An 18,189-nucleotide genomic window follows, 5' to 3' on the forward strand; every position below is an offset into this window, starting at 1 on the left:
ACTGCCGATTCGCAAATTAAGTGCCAACGTAAGTATCTGAAATAACTGAGGCGCGATTCTCACGATTAAGTGCCAAGCGACAGCCCGCTTCGAAGGTGGCACCGGAGACGACCAACAAGCGCCGCGCACTGTCACCAGCGTGATCGTAGACATGATCAAACTGGGAGGCGTGCTCATGCTTGTGACCGTGAATGACAACGTCGAACTCGCGGTCGCGCAGGAATGCCCGCACCTGCTCGAGATTGGAAATATCGGAAAATGCCTTGATCTCTTCGCGAAGGCTTGGGGCCCGCAAATGATGATGCAGCACCGCGATGCGCAGTTGGCGCCCGTGTTCCGGGCGAGGCGCCCGGTCCACCAACCGCCTCACCTGCTCCAACTGATGTTCCGAAATCCGGGCCATGTCGTACCGGGCGAGGGCGTCGAGCTGATGTCGTAGCTTGCCCTCCTTTTCCGTGTCGGACCCGGATGCGAGGTGCGGCAACTGCGCCCACACGCTCGCGAGCGGCTCCGGTAGCACCGCAGCCGCGTGGCACCAATTGCTCGAGTTGATCGGAAAAATCGCCCAGTCGTTGCCGGTGCCGACAAGCGAATGCGGCGCAGTGGAGCCCGCGTCATCGACACCATCGAGCCAAGGAACGACACATCCGCGCGCGCGCCACGTCGCGCAGAAGTCCTTGTACCGCTCGGCGGTCCCAGGATCGTACGTGCGGTCGACATCGTGATTTCCAGGCGTCGCCACAATGCGCCCGGCGGTGATGCCGAGCGGTCCAAAGAAGCTGAGCAGCAGATCGAGAAGGAGCTCGTGGCCGCCCTGTCGGCCGCGGTCTTGCGCGTCCCCCGAAAAGATCACGCCGTCGAGGCCGCGCCTTTCGCGTGACAAGCGCTCGGCCAGACGTTCGAACACTTGGCGAAGAGCGGCCTCGCGCGTCTGGGGCTGCAGGCCGGCGACGACCGTCTTGCGATCATCGCGTTCCAACGCCGTCCCTGCATAGGCGATGTGCGCATCGGTGACGTGTAGGAACGTCGCGGAAGTCGAATTCATCTAGTGTGCCCTCGCTCGCGAGTAAAACCGCTAACTCTTCTTATGTACTATCGGTCGCAGCAGAATTCGCCATGCCATGCACTTGCGTCAATGGCTTCGGTGCGGCAAGATTCGTGGGAGGGGGTATCGTATGGCGGTCGACGGTCGCGCGCTCATCCGGAGCCAGGGCTCCCTCTTCGGCGATGGCGACCGACTCATCGGCCTCGACGAATACCAGACCTTCACCACCCGAACCGATCGCAACGATAAGGCAGGCGCAGACGGCCTCGGCTTCGTGCTCCTCGGATTGTTCGGGGAAGTCGGAAGTCTCTTGAGCGCGCTCAAAAAGAAGCAGCGCGACAAGGACGCCTTCGCCGCCTATCACGACGAGGTCATCGAAGAGCTGGGCGACGCTCTGTGGTACTTTGCGAACGCCGCGCTTCGCGCTGAGTTGTCGCTGAGCCAAATAGCCCGCAGCGTGCCCGCCAAGCTCGAAGACTGGGATTACAAGGGCCGCTCCGGTGCCTCGACGTTCGAGGATCTGCAGCAGTCAGACGCGCCGTTCGGCGGAGCACTGGCCGGCGATGAGGTAGAGCTTCGTCTGCTTGCCCTGGCCGGAAAGGTCGGCGTGCTTCTGGCCGATTGGAGCGAAGGGCAGATCAAGAAGAACCGCGATCGTCTGTCGGCCGATCTCGTCGAGATCTTCCGCGCACTGCTGATGGCAGCAGACGATGCTCACGTGAGCCTCGAACAGGCGGCCCGCAACAACGTGGTCAAGACGCTCGGTCGCTGGCCGGATGAACAACAATGGGGTCCCTTGTTCGATGACGGCTTTCCCGATTACGAGCAATTGCCGCGCCAGATGCGGGTCGAGTTTATCGAGCGGACGGTGAACGGCCGCACCTTCGTCGTCCAGCAGTGGAACGGGGTGAACCTCGGCAGTCCGCTGACCGACAACCGCCACGAACCGGACGACTATCGTTACCACGACGTCTTCCACCTCGCCTTCGCCGGCATTCTCGGATGGTCGCCGACGATGCGGGCGTTGCTGCGCCTCAAACGCAAGAGCCGTCCCGAGATCGATGAGAACGAAGACGGGGCGCGCGCCAACATCATCGAAGAAGGCATCTCGACGTGGATCTTCAATCATGGTCTACGCCAGGCCGAGTTTCGGAACGCCACCACCCTCGACTACGGACTGCTCAAGGCCGTGCATGAGCTGGTCCGCGGCTACGAGGTCGAGAGCCGTCCCCTCTGGCAATGGGAATGCGCGATCCTCGAAGGATTCCGGGTGTTCCGCGAGCTCAAGAAGCATCGCAACGGGGCGGTCATCATCGACCTCACCAAGCGCACCATAGAATTTGAAGAGCTGACATGACTGACCACCCGCGGAACGCCCAAGAGTTTGTCGAACTCGTCGCCGCGCTGAGCTTCGAAGACGCCTTTAATCCCTATTCGGACCTGTGCTCGGACTTTGACCGTCCAGACGCAGCCCGCATACGCCGCCGCAACCTCGTGATGGTTGTGGAAGCCGCGATCGACCGGGGCGTTCACTCCATCTGGGTCGCCCGCGATCTGGGGTATCGCGGCGGCCGGCGCACGGGTCTGGCGCTCACCGACGAAGTCCATCTTCGTGCTCACGCAGACCTTTTAGGGACGCCCCCGCTGGCGCGGTCCACCAATGGGCCGATCATGGCCGAGCGCACCGCCACGGTGATTTGGCAGATGCTGGTCGCTATCAAGCAGCCGGTCTTTCTTTGGAACGTCTTTCCACTCCATCCGCACGCCTCCGGCGATCCCATGTCCAATCGCTGCCACACCCGCGGCGAACGCCTAGCGTGCCGCCATATCATGGTCGGGCTCATTCATCTGCTCTCCCCGCACCGCGTCCTCGCCATCGGCCGTGACGCTCAGCTGGCGCTCGAGGACTTGGGCGTGGCGGCCGAGAAGGTCAGGCACCCCAGTTACGGTGGGCAGGCCGAGTTCATCTCTGGCGTCAGTACCCACTATGGTCTGCACGCCGCGGACCGCCACGATAGCGCACCCCTCTTCGCCTGACGCTCTGACACCGGCCGAAAGGCGTAGCGAGGTCGCGGGTGCCTTTACGCGGCAGCCTGAACAAGGCGTGCGGTGCAATCGTCAACCAGAGCGAGAACGTCGGACTTCCCCCAGCCCTCTGTGTCGAGCCGCGCCGACGTAGAATTGACGGTCAGCGTGCCGACCTCGAAACCGCTCTCCCGGGCGATGAAGCCGAGAAGGCGTCCGAGGCCCAGCAGGTTGCCCAGCGTCTTCTGCACGTAATAGTGGTTGCGATAGACTGCGATCATGTGGAGTGAGCCGTTTCGTTCCGGCTTAAGCTCGATCATGCTCAGGCACTGCCGGTTCAGCGCCTTGCGCATGTCTCGGACGGGATCAGAGATGACGATTTCGTAGCGGTTCTCGTAGAACCGGCCAGCACGAGCATCCTTGAGCATACGGATGTTCTCCGCGATCTGGTCGACGTGGCCACCCTTTCGGTCCTCCCAATTGACCATGCGCTCGAAATACCGGCCCCACTCGCCCGGCGTGCACATGCGGCGCTTATAGACCTCGAGATAGCGCTCGCGCAGCCCGTCAATGCCGTCACCGCGATCCAGCGCCGACGGGAAGATGGTATTGACAACAGTGGTTATGGAATGGGCGCTGTGGGCGCGAAGGAAGCGGTCGACGGTCATGATCACCGCGTCTTCCTCTGGATCCGCGGCAAGAGGCTGCTCGATGTGAAGCATCAGACCCCCCAACGTAAGATTGGGCTGCGCGCGCAGGCTGCGCGCTGCTTCAACCCACGCGCGCGCGGGCGTCGATGCCGCCGGCATCGGATTGTAGAACATCGCCTTCTCCTTCGCTGATGCTAAACCCACCGAACAGGCGTCGGCTCAGATATGTATCCCGGACCCATGCGTGCCCACTGGCGCCCCAGGCCGAGCCCCAGGAGTTGCGCACTAGCATGAGGTTCTCGCTTCCGAGGCGGCCATGCCCCACCGCAACGACGGCGTGCCCGCGCTGCCGATCGATCGGCTCTCTGTCATCGGGAAGAACGATTTCGGCGCCGGTCCGCAGCCACGTCGTCGCCGCTGTAAAGGCACCCGAGACAAACAAGGCGAGAACGACCGGTCTGCTGCGATCCAGTGCGTCCCTGATATTGGCCAGGTCGGCACCGCAGGCATCCGAACCGCAGCGAAACAGTGCGGCCACTCCCGTCGGAGGGCGCCACGCCGCGGGTAGTCCGTTATAGGGCCAGATACTCTCCAGCGGCTGGCCGAGATCGTAGAGGATCTGGCGGGTGTCTGGGATCGTCGTGCCTTCCCTTGGACCAGTGCCGGCGCGCTGTGCCGCGTGGTAGAATAGCCACTCAACGCACAGCGGATCGGGTTCGGTGCGCGCCTGCTCATGCACTGCCGAGGCAGCGAACGACAAGCAGGTCGGACGACGACCCTGATCGCGCACCGGCCCGAGGCTAGATCGCAAGTCCTGCAGCACGTTGAGAGTCATGAGGCAGCCAGAAGCTCCTCGCGCTGGGGCTCGAACAGACCTGCTTCGTCGCTTGTCGCGGTCTTGCAGTAGAGCGTCAGCAGTTGCGGGTCGTCATTGGGTGCCCAGGGTCTGATCTCGCGCAGTGTCAACAGCCCGGCCAGCGGCCGTTCGGCGTGAACAAGCACCCGACGGACGGTCGGGCTGCCAATCTGGCCTTCCGGCACAGGTTCCCGTCCATCGCGCAAAATGGCAAACCCGGCGTCACGAAGTTCGTCGAAGGTCCAGACATAGCCGCTGCCGCTGTCTTCCTTCAGGCGGAGCAGGAAGAGGTCATCACGGCTGGCCTCGATGACGGCACCTTCGTCCTGCTCCGTCAGATGCCAGACGTCGACGCGCTGGGCGTTCTTCAAGACGTAGTCGCCCAGCAGCTGGCGTTTGAGGTCGCGCGGTTCTGCGCTGCGCAGTTGCTGACCCAGGCTGCGGCCGATGACGTGCTCGCGTTCTAGGGCGAACACCGTGGCCCGGTAGCTGGTGCCGAAGCGCAGCGACGCCTGATAGACTGTCTCCGGGTGAGTGAAGTGGTGAGGCTCCCAGCCACGCAATTCCATCTGCTCCTTGATCAGGTATGGCGGAAGCAGGAAGTATGATGCGAACGCATCAGCCTCGCGTTCCTCCGGTGGCACTCGAGGGGCTCTAGCGCCATCGCTGGCCCAGGGCGCGCGTCGCAGGATGCCCTCGTCGTCGGCATGCGGATCATGACCGAGGACCAGGTGGCCCAGCTCGTGCGCCGCGGTGAAACGCTGCATGCCAAGCGGCCGGCGGGTGCTCAGGATGATCCCGGCGACACCCTCTTCGCGGATGAAGGCGCCGAGGAGCGGCTCGAGCGGCTGGAACATCAGCGTCGCCCCTGAGCGGGCGATGCATCCGAACACATCCACCCGCTGGGCGCGGGAGGCACCGACATCAAGGCGCAGATCGCGCTGCAGCCGCTTCGCCCCGCGGATGCCGCGAAGGATGGATTCGCGCTCGCTACGACCGACCATCACCAGCGACCTTCGACCTGGAGCGCAGGAACTCGGCAAATCGCTGGAGCTCCTGGCGATCGTTGTCCGACAGAGCGCTCGCGGTGCGCGCGAGGAACGCGACATCAGCCGGCACCGCAGCCTCCGGCTCCTCGCCGGTAAACCAAGTCACCGGACGCTGATACAGTCGGGCAAGCTTCTTCAACTCGATGGCGCTGACGCCGCGGCGACCATTCTCGATTTCGGAAACAGCAGTACGCGGTAGCTCCATATGTTGCGCAACCTGGTCCTGCTTGAGCCCGACATATTCCCTCGCCTCACGCAACTTTGCACCGAGGATCAGACCCTCATCCTCAGCAACGGCGAAGCCCATCCGTTCAGCGGTCATAACACTTTCTCTCCTTCCGGCTGCTGCTGCGCTTGCTGCTTGTCCAGCAATTCCACGACGCGCTGGGTGAAGACAGCGACGCAGCTATTCTCATCATCAAAACCGCCTGGCGGCATGGCGGCCTCGGGCAGCTTGACGTTGAACTCTTCTTCGATCCGGATGGCGATCGAAACCATAATCAGGGAATCGACCTGCGGCTCCCATCCCGCCTTGGCGGTGGGGCGGTCGGCCTGCGCGCTCCGGATCTCGTCGCGGATTATCGCTTCAATTGCGGTGGTCGAAACAGTCATTGGCGGTCTCATGTCTCGAATTCCGACACACATATAGTGCATGTCGGAAATTCCGACAAGAGCTAATGTGCAGAGATTTGGTTGAGTTTGACGAGCTGGTCCGCCTCCAAGGTGCCATCCTCGACGCCAGCGCACCGATCTAGACTGGCGCGCCGGCCGCAAACCTACGATGCCTGCGACGACCCGGTCGGGTCAGCGACCAATGGAAACGCTGCCTCCGGGAAGCCACGTTCTGCGTAGTTGGAGTATGGTCCTGAATAGCCGATGAGGTGAAACACCATGCCATGCATGAGACGATACACCCGATGCAGTTGGTCGAACCGCCGCTGCAACTCGTTGTCCTCCAAATCGCTGGAGGTGATTTGGCGGGTGTGAACCGCCGTGTTGCGGACGCGCACCCATGCGGCGATATCGTCCTTCGACACCGCCCCGCGGTTCACAAGCCCCATCATTCGATCTTTCGGCCGGACCATCTCGAGCCCGCCGAGCATGCCGCCGATCCGGTTGACCAGGCTTTCGGGATAGCTGCGCTCACCCAGCCATGCCGTTAGTTCCTTCCTTAGCGTTCCATAGTCGATGGTCTCAGACGGCGCTTCGGCCGGTATCAGGTTCGCAATCCCCTCGACCGCGACTGACAGGCCGACCTCCCAAGCTTCAAGCGAGTTTGCGCTTGCTTGACGCGCATGCGCCAAGTGCGCCGAGCAGGGATGCCACGCATCGGCGATCGGCGCCGCGAGCGCATATCGCAGGTAATGCTGCAACAGCGTGATGATCGGCGCCGTGTTGCCCGGGCTGCGGGTATTGAGGGGCGGGTACGGATTGATTCTGGACGGCCGGGTGCCCGTCGCGCGCAGCTCGGCGATCCGCTTTCCGTCACCCGCGCTGTCCGAGATGTCGACGTGCAGATCGAGGCCAAGCACGAACTGCAGCGCCTCCACTAGACGCATCTCAAGGGAAGCAGGCAGGCCCCCCTGAGAGCTCGCGGTGACGACGACAACCTCGTCTACACCGCGCTCAATTGTCAGAGCCAGCCGTTGGCCCTCGGAATAATCGATGTCATGTGCTCCGAACAACGCAGTCCAGTTCCGGTCCCGTTGGCCGAAGAATTCCAACCGCAACCGTGAAGCGGAATCCCGCCAGCCTAGCCGCCGAATGAAGCGACGTGGTGCGAGGGTCATGACACTGCCATCGGTCACGAAGGAGATCGATGACCCCAGAAGTGACGGGCTGGCTTCCCACTCGTGTCCGGCATGGTCGATCGCCGATGTCCGATAGTGGTCATCTTCGCCATACAGGCTTCCCGAGCTCGACCGCATCTGCCGATTGAACGCGGCGATTCCCATCTGTGGTGTCGTGGTCGCATAGCATTTGACTTCCAGCTTCCCGCTGGCGTCCTGTCTGAAGTATCCCGGCCCGGTATAGGTAACAGGCTCCGTTTCAGTGCATTGCGCGATCGTGATTGTCGCGAAATCGAGTTCGAGCTCTTTGCGTCGAAAAGATTCCGCGGCCTTCTCAAATTCCATGATCCCCCCTCGTTCGATCGAGCCCCGTTCAGATAGGCATCCGCCACGAAATCGTCCACACGGCGGGGATGCGAAGGCATTTCATCCTCGCACCTACCCGTGCTCGATGCTGTCGAGATATTCGAGATAGGCCACCGGGAGGCCATGATGTCGAGCACCGTCGCGGATGTGCTTCAGATACGCCGCGTTCGGCAGCGGCGGGGCTTCCTGGTCAACAGCAACATAGGTCATCATCTCCGTCGGCGCGTCATCGACACTGACGATGACTGGGACGCGGTTGTAGCTGTTGAGGCTTGCATCCCGATCGCTGCGGAATCCTTCACTTACGTCAAGAGCTGCAAGATCCTGCGGCGTTAGGTGAAACACCACGCCCCAGGTCTCTCGTCCGGCAACCGGCGCGACGGACGAGACGCCGCAATTCCGGTTCTTGGAGCGCCGTGGAAAGCACAGAGCATGATCGGCCAGGACACCGATGCCGACGAGTTCGGCGTCCGGGCACCGCTCCCGCATCTGCTCAGGATCCATGTTCGATCCATATGCGAAATAGAGCACTTGTTCCCTCCCGCCTGTTACCGACCAGACCCTTCTGCCAAGCCGCTTGAAGTCCGAGACGGACAACGCGCCGCGCTCGTTCCGGGCCTTCGAGCCAGGCTCGATCAGCCGCGCGACGACACCGGCAAAGGGGACTTCCCAAATCTCGACCGGGTCCAGCGTGGCGTTGTCGAGCAGTACGAGCATGACGATGTCGCAGGGGCCGTCCCGCTTGATCGTCCCTATCCGTTGACTGCTTTGTGCCCCGGGATCGTAAGCCCGCCCTTTGATCTGAATGCGCTGCGCTCCAGCGAGCGTATGGCGCAATGCGTCATAGCCGGCCGTCCTCGGCGGGACCAGTTTCAAACCCAGGAGCTCGGCGGCAACATATTCCGCCACCTCTCCCGTCACGCCCAACGGCTTGCCGGTGAGCCGGTAGTACTCTGCCGCGAGGGGCTTTACCGCGGCCAGGATTTCCTTGATGCGCGCGGGAACGTCGAGCTCGCTGCCCGCGAGGGCCTCGGGCGATGCTACGCCGTTGTGGTTCGTTGCTGGCTCGATATCCAACGCGCTCAAGCTCCCCTCCGGTGCGGAAGGTGCCGCTAGAGCCCCTTCCATGTGTATGTGCCCGCTTGATTGATCTTCTCGTTCTTCTCACCCGGCACGCCCCGCCAATGGTAATGAACCCAGGCATCGCCGTAGGGCCATTTCTTGATTTGGACGCGCTCGACGATGAGGAAGTGTCCTGCCTCCGCGCTCCATGAGCTCTTTACGACCTTGAGGGGTAGAACCTCGCCCTTCTCCCGCCAGAACTGGAAGATACTCTTCCAATCGGTGTCCGGCTCGGTATTCAGCCTCATCTCAGCTTCCCATGGAGCGGATCCCGCCTCCAGCGATACGCCCTGACCAACTCGCGGCCGTTCGTGCGGTCTCCATCTTGCGAAAATCAGGCCCTGAAAAACTGGTCGATCGTCGAGCCGTCGAGGCTACCACCCATCTCCGCCACCGGCCCGGCCTTTATCTCGAGGCGAGAGCTTGATGCGATGATGAAATCGACGATCACATGATCGCCGGCGGACGCGGCATCCACCGCCGAACGGATCACCTTGCGCAACACGCGCCCCAGTTCTGCCGACCGAACCGGGTGGCCGTCCTTGAGCAAGGGCACGCGAAGCGCGCATCTGACCTGGCGTTCACCGCTGCTGCGGATCAGCTCCCGCGTCGACCTCGCCTTCGCGAAGTCGGCGAGCGCCTGCACCAGTTCCTTGGCATGTCGTCCGCTCGGTGACGCGTCGACCTCGACGATTTCAGCGCTGGCAGTCTGGACCGTCATTTTACTCCTTACGACCCCGGCGATGATCGACGATTCAAAATCCGTATCGTTCGTCGGCCCAACGCAGGAGTACCTTCGCATCGTGGTCCGGCAAGCGCACCCGCGCTTCGCGTAAGCCCCGCGCGATTGCTTCGCCAACGTCCGGGTCCACCCCGTTGCCGTGCGTCATCACAAAGAACCAGGCGAAGGGGAGCCCCATTTCGCGGTCGATCGCCTCGATCCGATCCATCAGCACGTGGACGGAGAGTTCCCCGGCTTCCAGTTCTTCCTCCGGCAGACGGAGCGGGCGAGGGATGAATCCGATCTCGCGCTTTCCATCATGCTCGTAGTCTTTGATGTCGAGTGCCCAATGCTCGTACACCCGCGCGCCGTGTGCGCTCGATTCCTCCCAGTCCTGGAAGAAGCGCACTTCCCGCGGCACGAAATCGAACCAGTTGGGCTGCAGTTCGAGAAACGGTGTTCTTGCCCCGTCCGAGCCCACCCACACGCGTCCCTCCATCTCCGCACGGCGCGCCTCCCGCTTGTCGCGCTCGAGGCGCGCGCACCGTCCGAGGAACGTGCGCATATGCACGACGCTGCCGCCCGTGCGCTTCGTCAGCCGGTACAATGGCCCGGCGACGATCCTGTCGTCGGATATATCGTCGTGTGCGATCCATGGCGGATCGAGCAGCGCCTCTGCGCTCCAAGGCCGATGCGCAGGATTGACGATCGGACCCGCACACCACTCGACCTCACGCCCAAGCGAGATCTGCACATAGTCGGCCGCTCCCGAGCCGGTCCGGGCAAACGCATAGACACTGTTGCCGTGCCACTCCGAAATCTGGAGATCGGTGCCCTGTAACCGCGTCCAGAGCGCCGCGACATCGCCATTGCCCCTCGCGAGCTCCGCCTCCATCCACGGTCGATACTCCGCGATGCGCGTTCCGTCGGCCGCCAGCACCGAGCGCGTATCCCGCCAATACTGATCGTCGACGCTCGCCGCGGAAAACCCGAATCCAGGGAACGCCTCAGTGAGTGCCGCCGCCAATTCGGGCTCGCCAGCGCCGGCCGGCAGACGCGCGAGTACGGCCTCGACCGAGGCATGGTCAGGCAGTCTTGCAGAAGCTTTCCCGGAAATCTCAGCCATGCTGCCAACCTATCATTTCGCCTGCGCCCGGTTGAGCTCATCCTCAACTTGACGGACCGATTTCAAGATGTCGTCGAAGCTCGGCGGGGCGCCAAAGATCATCGCTGTGGTGTTGATGTAGTCGCGCGCGAGCGCCTCAATCATTCCGGGAACCGGAGCAATCGCGAGGCTGCCCGGCACCGCGGAGGCCAGGTCGTAGTCGGGGCGATCGAAGAACATGCGGGCGTGTCGCACGCAATCGGTACCAAGCCCGAGATCGGCGATCGCGGCCTTTCCGATGTCCGACTGCATTAGGCAGTGCAGGTCGTAGTAGTGCCGGGACACCCGCTGACCTTCCTGCCTAAGCTCGCCGCGCCGCTCGTACCATCGCCGCAAACCATGCGCGATCACCACCTTGTCCCAAAAGGTGCGGGTTGCCTCGATCGTGGTCACCTCGGGAACGACCAGGTCGATGCCCGCCGCTTCTTCGGCGACATACGGCGTAATCGTCAGGGGACCGTTTGGGTCGAGCGCCGATTTCGCTCCCGATTCGAGGCGGATCGCCGGTCGCACATAGGCGCCGTCTCGCGGTTCGACTTCGGGGTACCAGAGCAGCAGCGTCTGTCCATCCGGATCGGCCTCATCGACCTCGACGCGACCCGTCCCGTCGGTCACCTCGGCAAGCCGGTCCGCGAGAAACTCTCGCAGCGGTCCAGTGATGTAAGCCCGGCACGCATTGCGAATGGCATCGAGCCTCGCCCGGCGCTTCTTGTTCGATAGGGCCTCGAGCTCTTCCACCGAGGCGGGCTCCTCGAGGTCGTCGCGGAAGACGGTCACGTCGATGTCTTCCGAAAACCGCTGGATCAAGCCGTAGCCTTTGGAGAGTGATGTTCCACCCTTGAACAGCAGTCTGGGTTCACCCCCGGCGCGCTCGTGGTAGAGCGCGTTGAGGGTCCAGCAGACCCAGAAGTCTTTCTCCACATTGCCGACCGGCGCGCCGATCCGATTGGCGGTCGCCAGAAACAGATCGAGGCGGTCCTGTGCCGGCGCCGCGATGATCTGGCGATATGCCCCCGTGCTCATCGCTCCGCCTCGAGCGGAGCGACGCTCAGAAGGTCGCGCAGGAACTCCTGCATCCAGATGGGCACGGCGGACAGGCCCGCGCCGAGGTCCTCTCGGATCGCCTCGCCATGCTTGGGATCGGCGAGAAGCCGGCGTAGCGTCGCTTCGATCCGTTTGCGTTCGTCCGGCTTGGCGAGCATGTCCTGTAGCCAGTGCAATGCCTGCACGACACGCATTCCCGGCCGGTTCGCCCAATAGAGCCGGCTCGGCGCGGCATATTTGAAGTGAATTTCTTGACTGCCGAGCTTGATCGGTTTCAGCCGGGCATCGACCAGCACCTCGATCCGCGCCGGCACCGCCGTCGTGAGGCCGAGGTCGTTGGCGGCCGTCATGCCGTCGATGACGGTGCGCGCATTGTCGCGGCGCGTCACGGCGCGGATGACGGCGCGATAGTCAGGCACGGTGGCCCGGCCCGTCAGGCTGTTCGTGCGCGGTTTGTCGTAAAGACCCCGGTCGATCCTGCGCAACTCGCCGGCTGCTGCCAGGCGCTGCAGGCTCTTGTCGACGGCCGCACGGCCGCCGAGATCGGCGAAATCGCCCGGAGTCCAGACCTCGTCCGGTTTGGATTGGATACGCCCCAGGACGCGAGACTGTATGTCGGTATCGGGTGCCACTGTCGTCATGTCCGAAATATGCTACAGATTTCGGACAGAGACAAGAACCTGAGTCCGAAGAATGCTACAAACTTCGGACAAGGCCGACGCCATCTCGCTGACCAGAATTTCTATTCAAACTTTGGTCAGTCCGCTCATCAATCAGGCCCGATCGAGCCGGATTGACTCTTCTCGCGTTGAGAACAAAAATAGAACATACCAAAATTGGAGCCTGTTGCGACGGACATGGCCGCGTCCTCGACCCATTTCGTATTGTCCGAACTCCGGGAGCGCGTCGCGCGCCTGGAAGGCGGCGCAACGCGTCGGCGCGAGGTGCTGCCGTTCGGCATCCCTGAGATCGACAGGGTGCTGCCGGGAGGAGGGCTGGCGCTCGGCGCGCTGCATGAGGTCGCCGGCGGCGCCAATGGCGCGGTCGATGGCGCCGCGGCCGCCCTGTGGGCCGCCGGCGTCGCCGCCCGGACCCGCAGGCGCGTGCTGTGGTGCGTTACGCGCCAGGACCTCTTCGCGCCCTCGCTCGCCCAGGCCGGGCTGCCGCCCGGCCGCGTCATCTATGTCGAGGCCGGCGACGAGGCGGCGGTCCTCGCCTGCTTCGAGGAAGGTCTTCGGCATGGTGGCCTCGGCGCCGTCGTCGCCGAACTCGCACGTCTGCCGATGACCAGTTCGCGCCGCCTGCAGCTCGCGGCCGAGGCCTCCGGCACGCTCGGCATCGCTATTCGCCGGTGGCGGCGGCAGACCGAAGCCACCGATTTTGGACAACCGACTGCCGCGGTCAGCCGCTGGCGCGTCTCCGCGCTTTCCTCCCGACCGCTGCCGGTCCCAGGCGTCGGCCGCCCTCGCTGGCGGCTCGAACTGCTCCGCGTCAGGGCTGGGGAGAGCGCCGATTTTGAAGTGGAAGCCTGTGATGCGAAGGGTCGTCTCGCTCTATCTGCCGACATGGCCGACCGATCGGCTGCGCCGCAAACTCGGCGCATCGGCGCCGACGGCTGACACGCCGATCGTCCTGTTCGGCCGGCGGGGTCGCCGCCGCGAGGTGCTGGCGCTCGACGCGGCCGCGCGAAACGCGGGCCTGCGGATCGGCATGCCGGCGAGCAAGGCGCAGGTCCTCGTTCGCGGTCTCGTCAACCTCGAGCTCGATCCGGCCGACGACGCGGCCGCACTCGACCGCCTCGCTCTCTGGGCGCTGCGTTACGCGCCGATCGTCGCCGCCGATCCGCCGGATGGGCTCATCATCGACACCAGTGGCGCCGATCATCTGCATGGCGGCGAGACGGCGATGCTCATGAGCCTGGTCGACCGGATGGAAGCGTCCGGCATGGCCGCCCGGGCGGCGGTTGCCGATGCCTGGGGCACCGCCCATGCCGCCGCCCGGTTCGTGGCCCTCCCGATCGCCATCATCCCATCGGGGGAGGCCGAAGCCACGATGCGCGATCTGCCGATCCGCGCGCTGCGCCTGCCCGCGCCAATCGTCGAGGGGCTTCACGTCCTCGGCTTCGAGCGCATCGGCGACATTGAGGACACTCCAAAGGCGCCGCTGGCGCATCGCTTCGGCCCAGAGCTCATGCGCCGGCTCGAGCAGGCGATGGGCCGCGCGCCCGAGCCCTTCGAGCCCGTGCGCTCGCCGCAACTGATCGAGGTCCGGCGCGCCTTCAGCGAGCCGATCGGCGCCGCCGAGACGATCGCGCGCTACACCGCAAAGCTCGTCGACCAGCTTTGTGCCGCCCTCGAGCAGCAGGGGCTCGGCGCGCGGCGGCTCGATCTGCTGTTTCATCGCGTCGACAATCGCATTGAGGCGATCCGCGTCGGCACGGCGGCGCCGGTGCGTGATACCCGCCGCCTGACGCGGCTCCTCACCGACCGTATCGAAACCGTCGATCCCGGTTTCGGCATCGAGCTGATGACGCTGACCGCAACACTGGCCGAGCCGCTCCGCGACCGCCAGACCATCTCGTCGCTGGTCGAGCCGGAGGAGCCGGACATCTCCGACCTCATCGACGTCATCGCCAATCGCCTGGGTTCGAGTCGGCTCTATCGCTTCGCCCCGGTGGAGAGCGACGTGCCGGAACGCTCGATCAAACGCATCGCACCGAACGCGCCCGACGATGGCGCGAGCTGGCCCGGCGACTGGCCGCGGCCGTCGCGCCTGCTCTCCCCGCCCGAGCCGATCGACACAATGGCACTGCTCCCCGACAATCCGCCGGTGTGGTTCACTTGGCGCGGCATCGGGCGCCGCGTCGCCCGTGCCGACGGCCCCGAGCGCATTTTCGGCGAATGGTGGCTGCGCGAGGCCGAGACGACATCGGTGCGGGACTATTTTCGCGTCGAGGACGAAGGCGGCGAGCGCTTCTGGATCTATCGCGCCGGCGACGGCGAGGATCCGGCGACCGGCTCGCACAAATGGTTCCTGCACGGGATCTTCGCATGAGCGGACCGCGCTACGCCGAGCTGCAGGTCACCTCGCACTTCTCGTTTCTGCGCGGCGCAAGCTCTTGCGACGAGCTGTTCGCGCAGGCGGCGCTGCTCGGCATCGAGGCGCTCGCCGTCGTCGACCGCAACAGCCTCGCCGGCGTGGTCCGCGCGCACGAGGCGGCGAAGACGACCGGCGTCCGGCTCGTCGTCGGCTGCCGCCTCGACCTCGCCGACGGCACCTCGCTGCTCATCTATCCCAGGGACCGGCCAGCCTATGGCCGCCTCTGCCGGTTGTTGTCGCTTGGCAAGTCCCGCGGCGGAAAGGGGCTCTGCCATCTCGAATGGAGCGACGTCGTCGCCTATGGCGAGGGTCTGATCGTGGTGCTCGTGCCCGACGTCGCCGATGATATTTGCGCAATGCAGTTGCGCCGGTTGGGGGAAGCGTTCGGGAAAGATGCCTATCTGGCGCTGACCTTGCGCCGGCGTCCCAACGACCAGTTGCGCATCCACGAGCTCGCCAATCTGGCGACGCAGATGCGGGTGCCGAGCGTGGTGACGAACGATATTCTATTTCATCATCCCGAGCGTCGAGTGCTGCAGGACGTCGTCACCTGCATCCGGCACAACATCACCATCGACGATGCGGGCTTCCGGCGCGAGCGTCACGCCGATCGGCACCTGAAGCCGCCCGAAGAAATGCATCGGCTGTTCAGCCGCTATCCCGATGCTCTGGCGCGGACGGTCGCGATCGCCGAGCAATGCCGTTTCTCGCTCGACGAACTCGCCTATCAATACCCGGAAGAAAAGACCATGCCAGGGCTGACGGCCCAGCAGGCGCTTGAAAAGCTCACCTGGGAAGGGGCGACGCGGCGCTATCCCGAAGGCGTGCCGGATAAGGTGGTCGGCCTCCTCAAGCACGAGCTCGGCCTGATCGAGACGCTGCGCTACGCGCCGTACTTCCTGACCGTGAACGCCATCGTGGCATTCGCGCGGTCCAAGGACATCCTGTGCCAGGGCCGGGGATCAGCCGCCAACTCGGCGGTCTGCTATGTGCTCGGCATCACCAGCATCGATCCCGATCGCAACAATCTGCTGTTCGAGCGCTTCGTCAGCCAGGAGCGCAAGGAGCCGCCCGACATCGATGTCGACTTCGAGCATGAGCGGCGCGAGATCGTCATGCAGTGGGTCTACGAGACCTATGGCCGCGATCACAGCGCGCTGTGCTCGACCGTGGTGCGCTATCACACCAAGGGCGCCGTCAGGGACATCGGCAAGGCGCTCGGCCTGCCCGAAGACGTCACCAAGCTGCTCTCCTCGCAGGTGTGGGGTCACGGCGAGGGCATCGACGAGACCCGCGCCCGCGAGCTCAATCTCAACCTCGCCGATCGGCGCCTGACCCTAACGCTCGAGCTGGCGCGGCAACTCGAAGGCACGCCGCGGCACCTATCGCAACATCCGGGTGGATTCGTCCTCACCCACGACCGGCTCGACGAGCTGGTGCCGATCGAGCCCGCGCGCATGGTCGATCGCCAGGTCATCGAATGGGACAAGGACGATATCGACATCCTGAAATTCATGAAGGTGGATGTCTTGGCTTTGGGGATGCTCACCGCGATGAAGCGGAGCTTCGACCTCCTGGCCGAGCACAAGGGCGTCACCCTCGACCTCGCCACCATCCCCGCCGAGGATCCGGCGACCTATGCGATGATCCGCAAGGCCGACACCATCGGGGTCTTCCAGATCGAGAGCCGGGCGCAGATGTCGATGCTCCCCCGCATTAAGCCGCGCACCTTCTACGACCTCGTCGTCGAGGTCGCGATCGTGCGGCCCGGCCCGATCCAGGGCGACATGGTGCATCCCTATCTGCGCCGGCGGGAGGGCAGGGAGCCGGTCGACTTCCCGACCCCCGAGCTCGAGCGCGTGCTCGGCAAGACGTTGGGTGTACCGTTGTTCCAGGAGCAGGCCATGCAGGTGGCCATGGTCTGCGCCGGCTTCTCCGCCGGCGAAGCGGATCAGTTGCGTCGGGCCATGGCGACGTTCAAGCACACCGGCGGAGTCAGCAAGTTCAAGGAAAAACTGATCGGGGGCATGATCGCCAACGGCTATACGGCGGATTTCGCGGCCAACACGTTCAAGCAGCTCGAGGGTTTTGGCAGCTACGGCTTTCCCGAGTCGCACGCTGCCAGCTTTGCGCTGATCGCCTATGCCTCGTCGTGGATGAAGTGCCACCATCCCGATGTCTTCTGTGCGGCGCTGCTCAACTCGCAGCCGATGGGCTTCTACCTGCCGGCGCAGATCGTGCGCGACGCGGTCGGTCACGGTGTCGAGATCCGTCCTGTCTGCATCAATATGAGCCGCTGGGATTGCACGCTCGAGCCCGTGGGCGAGGACGGCCGTTTCGCGGTGCGCCTCGGCATGCGCCTGGTGAAGGGTTTGGCCAATGACGATGCCGCCGTCATCATCGCGGCACGCGGGGACGAACCTTTTGCATCCGCAGACGATCTCTGGCACCGCGCCGGCGTGCCGGCCGCCTCGCTGGTGCAGCTCGCCGAGGCCGACGCTTTCCGTCCGTCACTCGGCTTGGCGCGCCGGGAGGCGCTCTGGTCGCTCAAGGGGCTGCATGACGACCCGCTGCCACTGTTTGCCGCCGCCTCTGAGCGCGAGCGGCGCACCATCGTGGAGCGTGTCGAGCCCCGCGTCTCGTTGCGGCCCATGATGGTCGGCCGCGAGGTGGTCGAGGATTATGCCCATGTCGGCCTGACCCTGCGCGAGCATCCGGTGGCGTTCCTGCGCGCCAGTCTCGCCCGCCGCCGTATCGTCACGTGCGCAGAGGCCATGGCCGCGCGTGACGGGCGTTGGCTCGAGGCTGCCGGCCTCGTCCTCGTCCGGCAGCGGCCCGGCTCGGCCAAGGGCGTGATGTTCGTCACCATGGAGGACGAAACCGGCGCCGCCAACATCGTCGTTAGGGTAAAAGTGTTCGAGAAATTTCGGCGCACCATGCTGTTGGCCTCGATGCTCGCGGTGCGTGGGCGCATCCAGCGGGAGGGCGACGTCGTCCACCTCGTCGCCAATACCGTCACCGATCTCTCGGCCGAGCTCGCCAGCGTGGGCAATCGCGATTCCGCCTTTCCATTGCCGCACGGCCGAGGGGACGAGGCCCATCACGGCGGTCCTGGGATCGACCCGCGCAGCCTGCCGAAAGGCTTCCGGCCGCGCGACATGGTCGATCCCACGTTGAGGATCGAACCGATCAGGGTAAAGACGCGCGACTTCAGATGAACTAGACAGGCGCTCGCGAAGAGTCGGCGGCAGTGCCGC

18 protein-coding genes are annotated in these 18,189 nt (G+C 64.3%); 5 read left to right on the plus strand and 13 right to left on the minus strand.

All coding sequences use genetic code 11. The features are described from left to right. Positions 1-16: 16 nt before the first annotated feature. On the minus strand, positions 17-1,045 hold the full coding sequence (locus tag EET67_RS18000; protein WP_128627585.1) for a metallophosphoesterase family protein: 1,029 nt from the start codon (positions 1,043-1,045) through the stop codon (positions 17-19). A gap of 130 nt (positions 1,046-1,175) precedes the next feature. Between EET67_RS18000 and EET67_RS18005 the strand changes: the two genes are divergently transcribed. Together EET67_RS18005 and EET67_RS18010 are read left to right on the plus strand one after the other, a co-directional pair. Then, positions 1,176-2,402, plus strand: a complete 1,227-nt coding sequence (locus tag EET67_RS18005; RefSeq protein WP_165899949.1) for a nucleoside triphosphate pyrophosphohydrolase family protein — start codon at positions 1,176-1,178, stop codon at positions 2,400-2,402. Continuing rightward, positions 2,399-3,082, plus strand: coding sequence for a uracil-DNA glycosylase (locus tag EET67_RS18010; RefSeq protein WP_128627587.1), 684 nt, complete (start codon positions 2,399-2,401; stop codon positions 3,080-3,082). Before EET67_RS18005 ends, EET67_RS18010 begins: the two co-directional genes overlap by 4 nt. Positions 3,083-3,126: 44 nt before the next feature. On the opposite strand, the gene EET67_RS18015 is transcribed toward EET67_RS18010, so the two are convergent. The 12 genes from EET67_RS18015 to EET67_RS18070 all read right to left on the minus strand — a co-directional run bounded on the left by EET67_RS18015 (position 3,127) and on the right by EET67_RS18070 (position 12,474). Next, positions 3,127-3,894 (minus strand): thymidylate synthase family protein, encoded by a 768-nt coding sequence (locus EET67_RS18015; protein ID WP_128627588.1) that lies wholly within the window; start codon positions 3,892-3,894, stop codon positions 3,127-3,129. Further along, the gene (locus EET67_RS18020; RefSeq protein ID WP_128627589.1) at positions 3,842-4,555 is read right to left on the minus strand and encodes a C1 family peptidase; all 714 of its coding nucleotides are present in this window, start codon (positions 4,553-4,555) and stop codon (positions 3,842-3,844) included. Before EET67_RS18020 ends, EET67_RS18015 begins: the two co-directional genes overlap by 53 nt. Beyond that, entirely contained in the window at positions 4,552-5,580 is a 1,029-nt protein-coding gene (locus EET67_RS18025; protein ID WP_165899950.1) for an ImmA/IrrE family metallo-endopeptidase, read from the minus strand. The genes EET67_RS18020 and EET67_RS18025 overlap by 4 nt, the downstream gene beginning before the upstream one ends. Beyond that, on the minus strand, positions 5,567-5,947 hold the full coding sequence (locus EET67_RS18030) for a helix-turn-helix domain-containing protein (protein WP_210211137.1): 381 nt from the start codon (positions 5,945-5,947) through the stop codon (positions 5,567-5,569). The genes EET67_RS18025 and EET67_RS18030 overlap by 14 nt, the downstream gene beginning before the upstream one ends. Next, complete coding sequence (locus EET67_RS18035; RefSeq protein ID WP_128627591.1) at positions 5,944-6,237, minus strand: hypothetical protein; 294 nt, start codon at positions 6,235-6,237, stop codon at positions 5,944-5,946. The genes EET67_RS18030 and EET67_RS18035 overlap by 4 nt, the downstream gene beginning before the upstream one ends. 164 nt (positions 6,238-6,401) lie before the next feature. Further along, positions 6,402-7,760: a hypothetical protein gene (locus EET67_RS18040; RefSeq protein WP_128627592.1), complete on the minus strand. Its 1,359-nt coding sequence runs from the start codon at positions 7,758-7,760 to the stop codon at positions 6,402-6,404. Positions 7,761-7,853: 93 nt separating this feature from the next. After that, complete coding sequence (locus tag EET67_RS18045) at positions 7,854-8,867, minus strand: gamma-glutamylcyclotransferase family protein (RefSeq protein WP_128627593.1); 1,014 nt, start codon at positions 8,865-8,867, stop codon at positions 7,854-7,856. A gap of 26 nt (positions 8,868-8,893) precedes the next feature. Beyond that, entirely contained in the window at positions 8,894-9,151 is a 258-nt protein-coding gene (locus EET67_RS18050; protein ID WP_128627594.1) for a hypothetical protein, read from the minus strand. Positions 9,152-9,237: 86 nt separating this feature from the next. Further along, entirely contained in the window at positions 9,238-9,624 is a 387-nt protein-coding gene (locus tag EET67_RS18055; RefSeq protein WP_128627595.1) for a hypothetical protein, read from the minus strand. A gap of 34 nt (positions 9,625-9,658) precedes the next feature. Further along, complete coding sequence (locus EET67_RS18060) at positions 9,659-10,750, minus strand: hypothetical protein (protein ID WP_128627596.1); 1,092 nt, start codon at positions 10,748-10,750, stop codon at positions 9,659-9,661. Between the two features lie 12 nt (positions 10,751-10,762). After that, positions 10,763-11,812: a nucleotidyl transferase AbiEii/AbiGii toxin family protein gene (locus EET67_RS18065; RefSeq protein ID WP_128627597.1), complete on the minus strand. Its 1,050-nt coding sequence runs from the start codon at positions 11,810-11,812 to the stop codon at positions 10,763-10,765. Then, positions 11,809-12,474 carry a DUF6088 family protein gene (locus EET67_RS18070; RefSeq protein ID WP_128627598.1) on the minus strand — a complete coding sequence of 222 codons (666 nt, stop codon included), beginning with the start codon at positions 12,472-12,474 and terminating at the stop codon, positions 11,809-11,811. The genes EET67_RS18065 and EET67_RS18070 overlap by 4 nt, the downstream gene beginning before the upstream one ends. 216 nt (positions 12,475-12,690) lie before the next feature. Between EET67_RS18070 and EET67_RS18075 the strand changes: the two genes are divergently transcribed. Genes EET67_RS18075 through EET67_RS18085 form a run of 3 tightly spaced genes read left to right on the plus strand, consistent with a single transcriptional unit; the run spans position 12,691 to position 18,150 of the window. Continuing rightward, on the plus strand, positions 12,691-13,452 hold the full coding sequence (locus EET67_RS18075) for an ImuA family protein (protein WP_128627599.1): 762 nt from the start codon (positions 12,691-12,693) through the stop codon (positions 13,450-13,452). Next, on the plus strand, positions 13,367-14,887 hold the full coding sequence (locus tag EET67_RS18080) for a Y-family DNA polymerase (RefSeq protein ID WP_128627600.1): 1,521 nt from the start codon (positions 13,367-13,369) through the stop codon (positions 14,885-14,887). Before EET67_RS18075 ends, EET67_RS18080 begins: the two co-directional genes overlap by 86 nt. Then, on the plus strand, positions 14,884-18,150 hold the full coding sequence (locus EET67_RS18085) for an error-prone DNA polymerase (RefSeq protein WP_128627601.1): 3,267 nt from the start codon (positions 14,884-14,886) through the stop codon (positions 18,148-18,150). The genes EET67_RS18080 and EET67_RS18085 overlap by 4 nt, the downstream gene beginning before the upstream one ends. Positions 18,151-18,189: the final 39 nt, after the last annotated feature.

Origin of the sequence: Borborobacter arsenicus (genome assembly GCF_003934165.1) — a bacterium.
In the GTDB taxonomy this organism is placed as follows: Bacteria; Pseudomonadota; Alphaproteobacteria; order Rhizobiales; family Rhizobiaceae; genus Pseudaminobacter; species Pseudaminobacter arsenicus.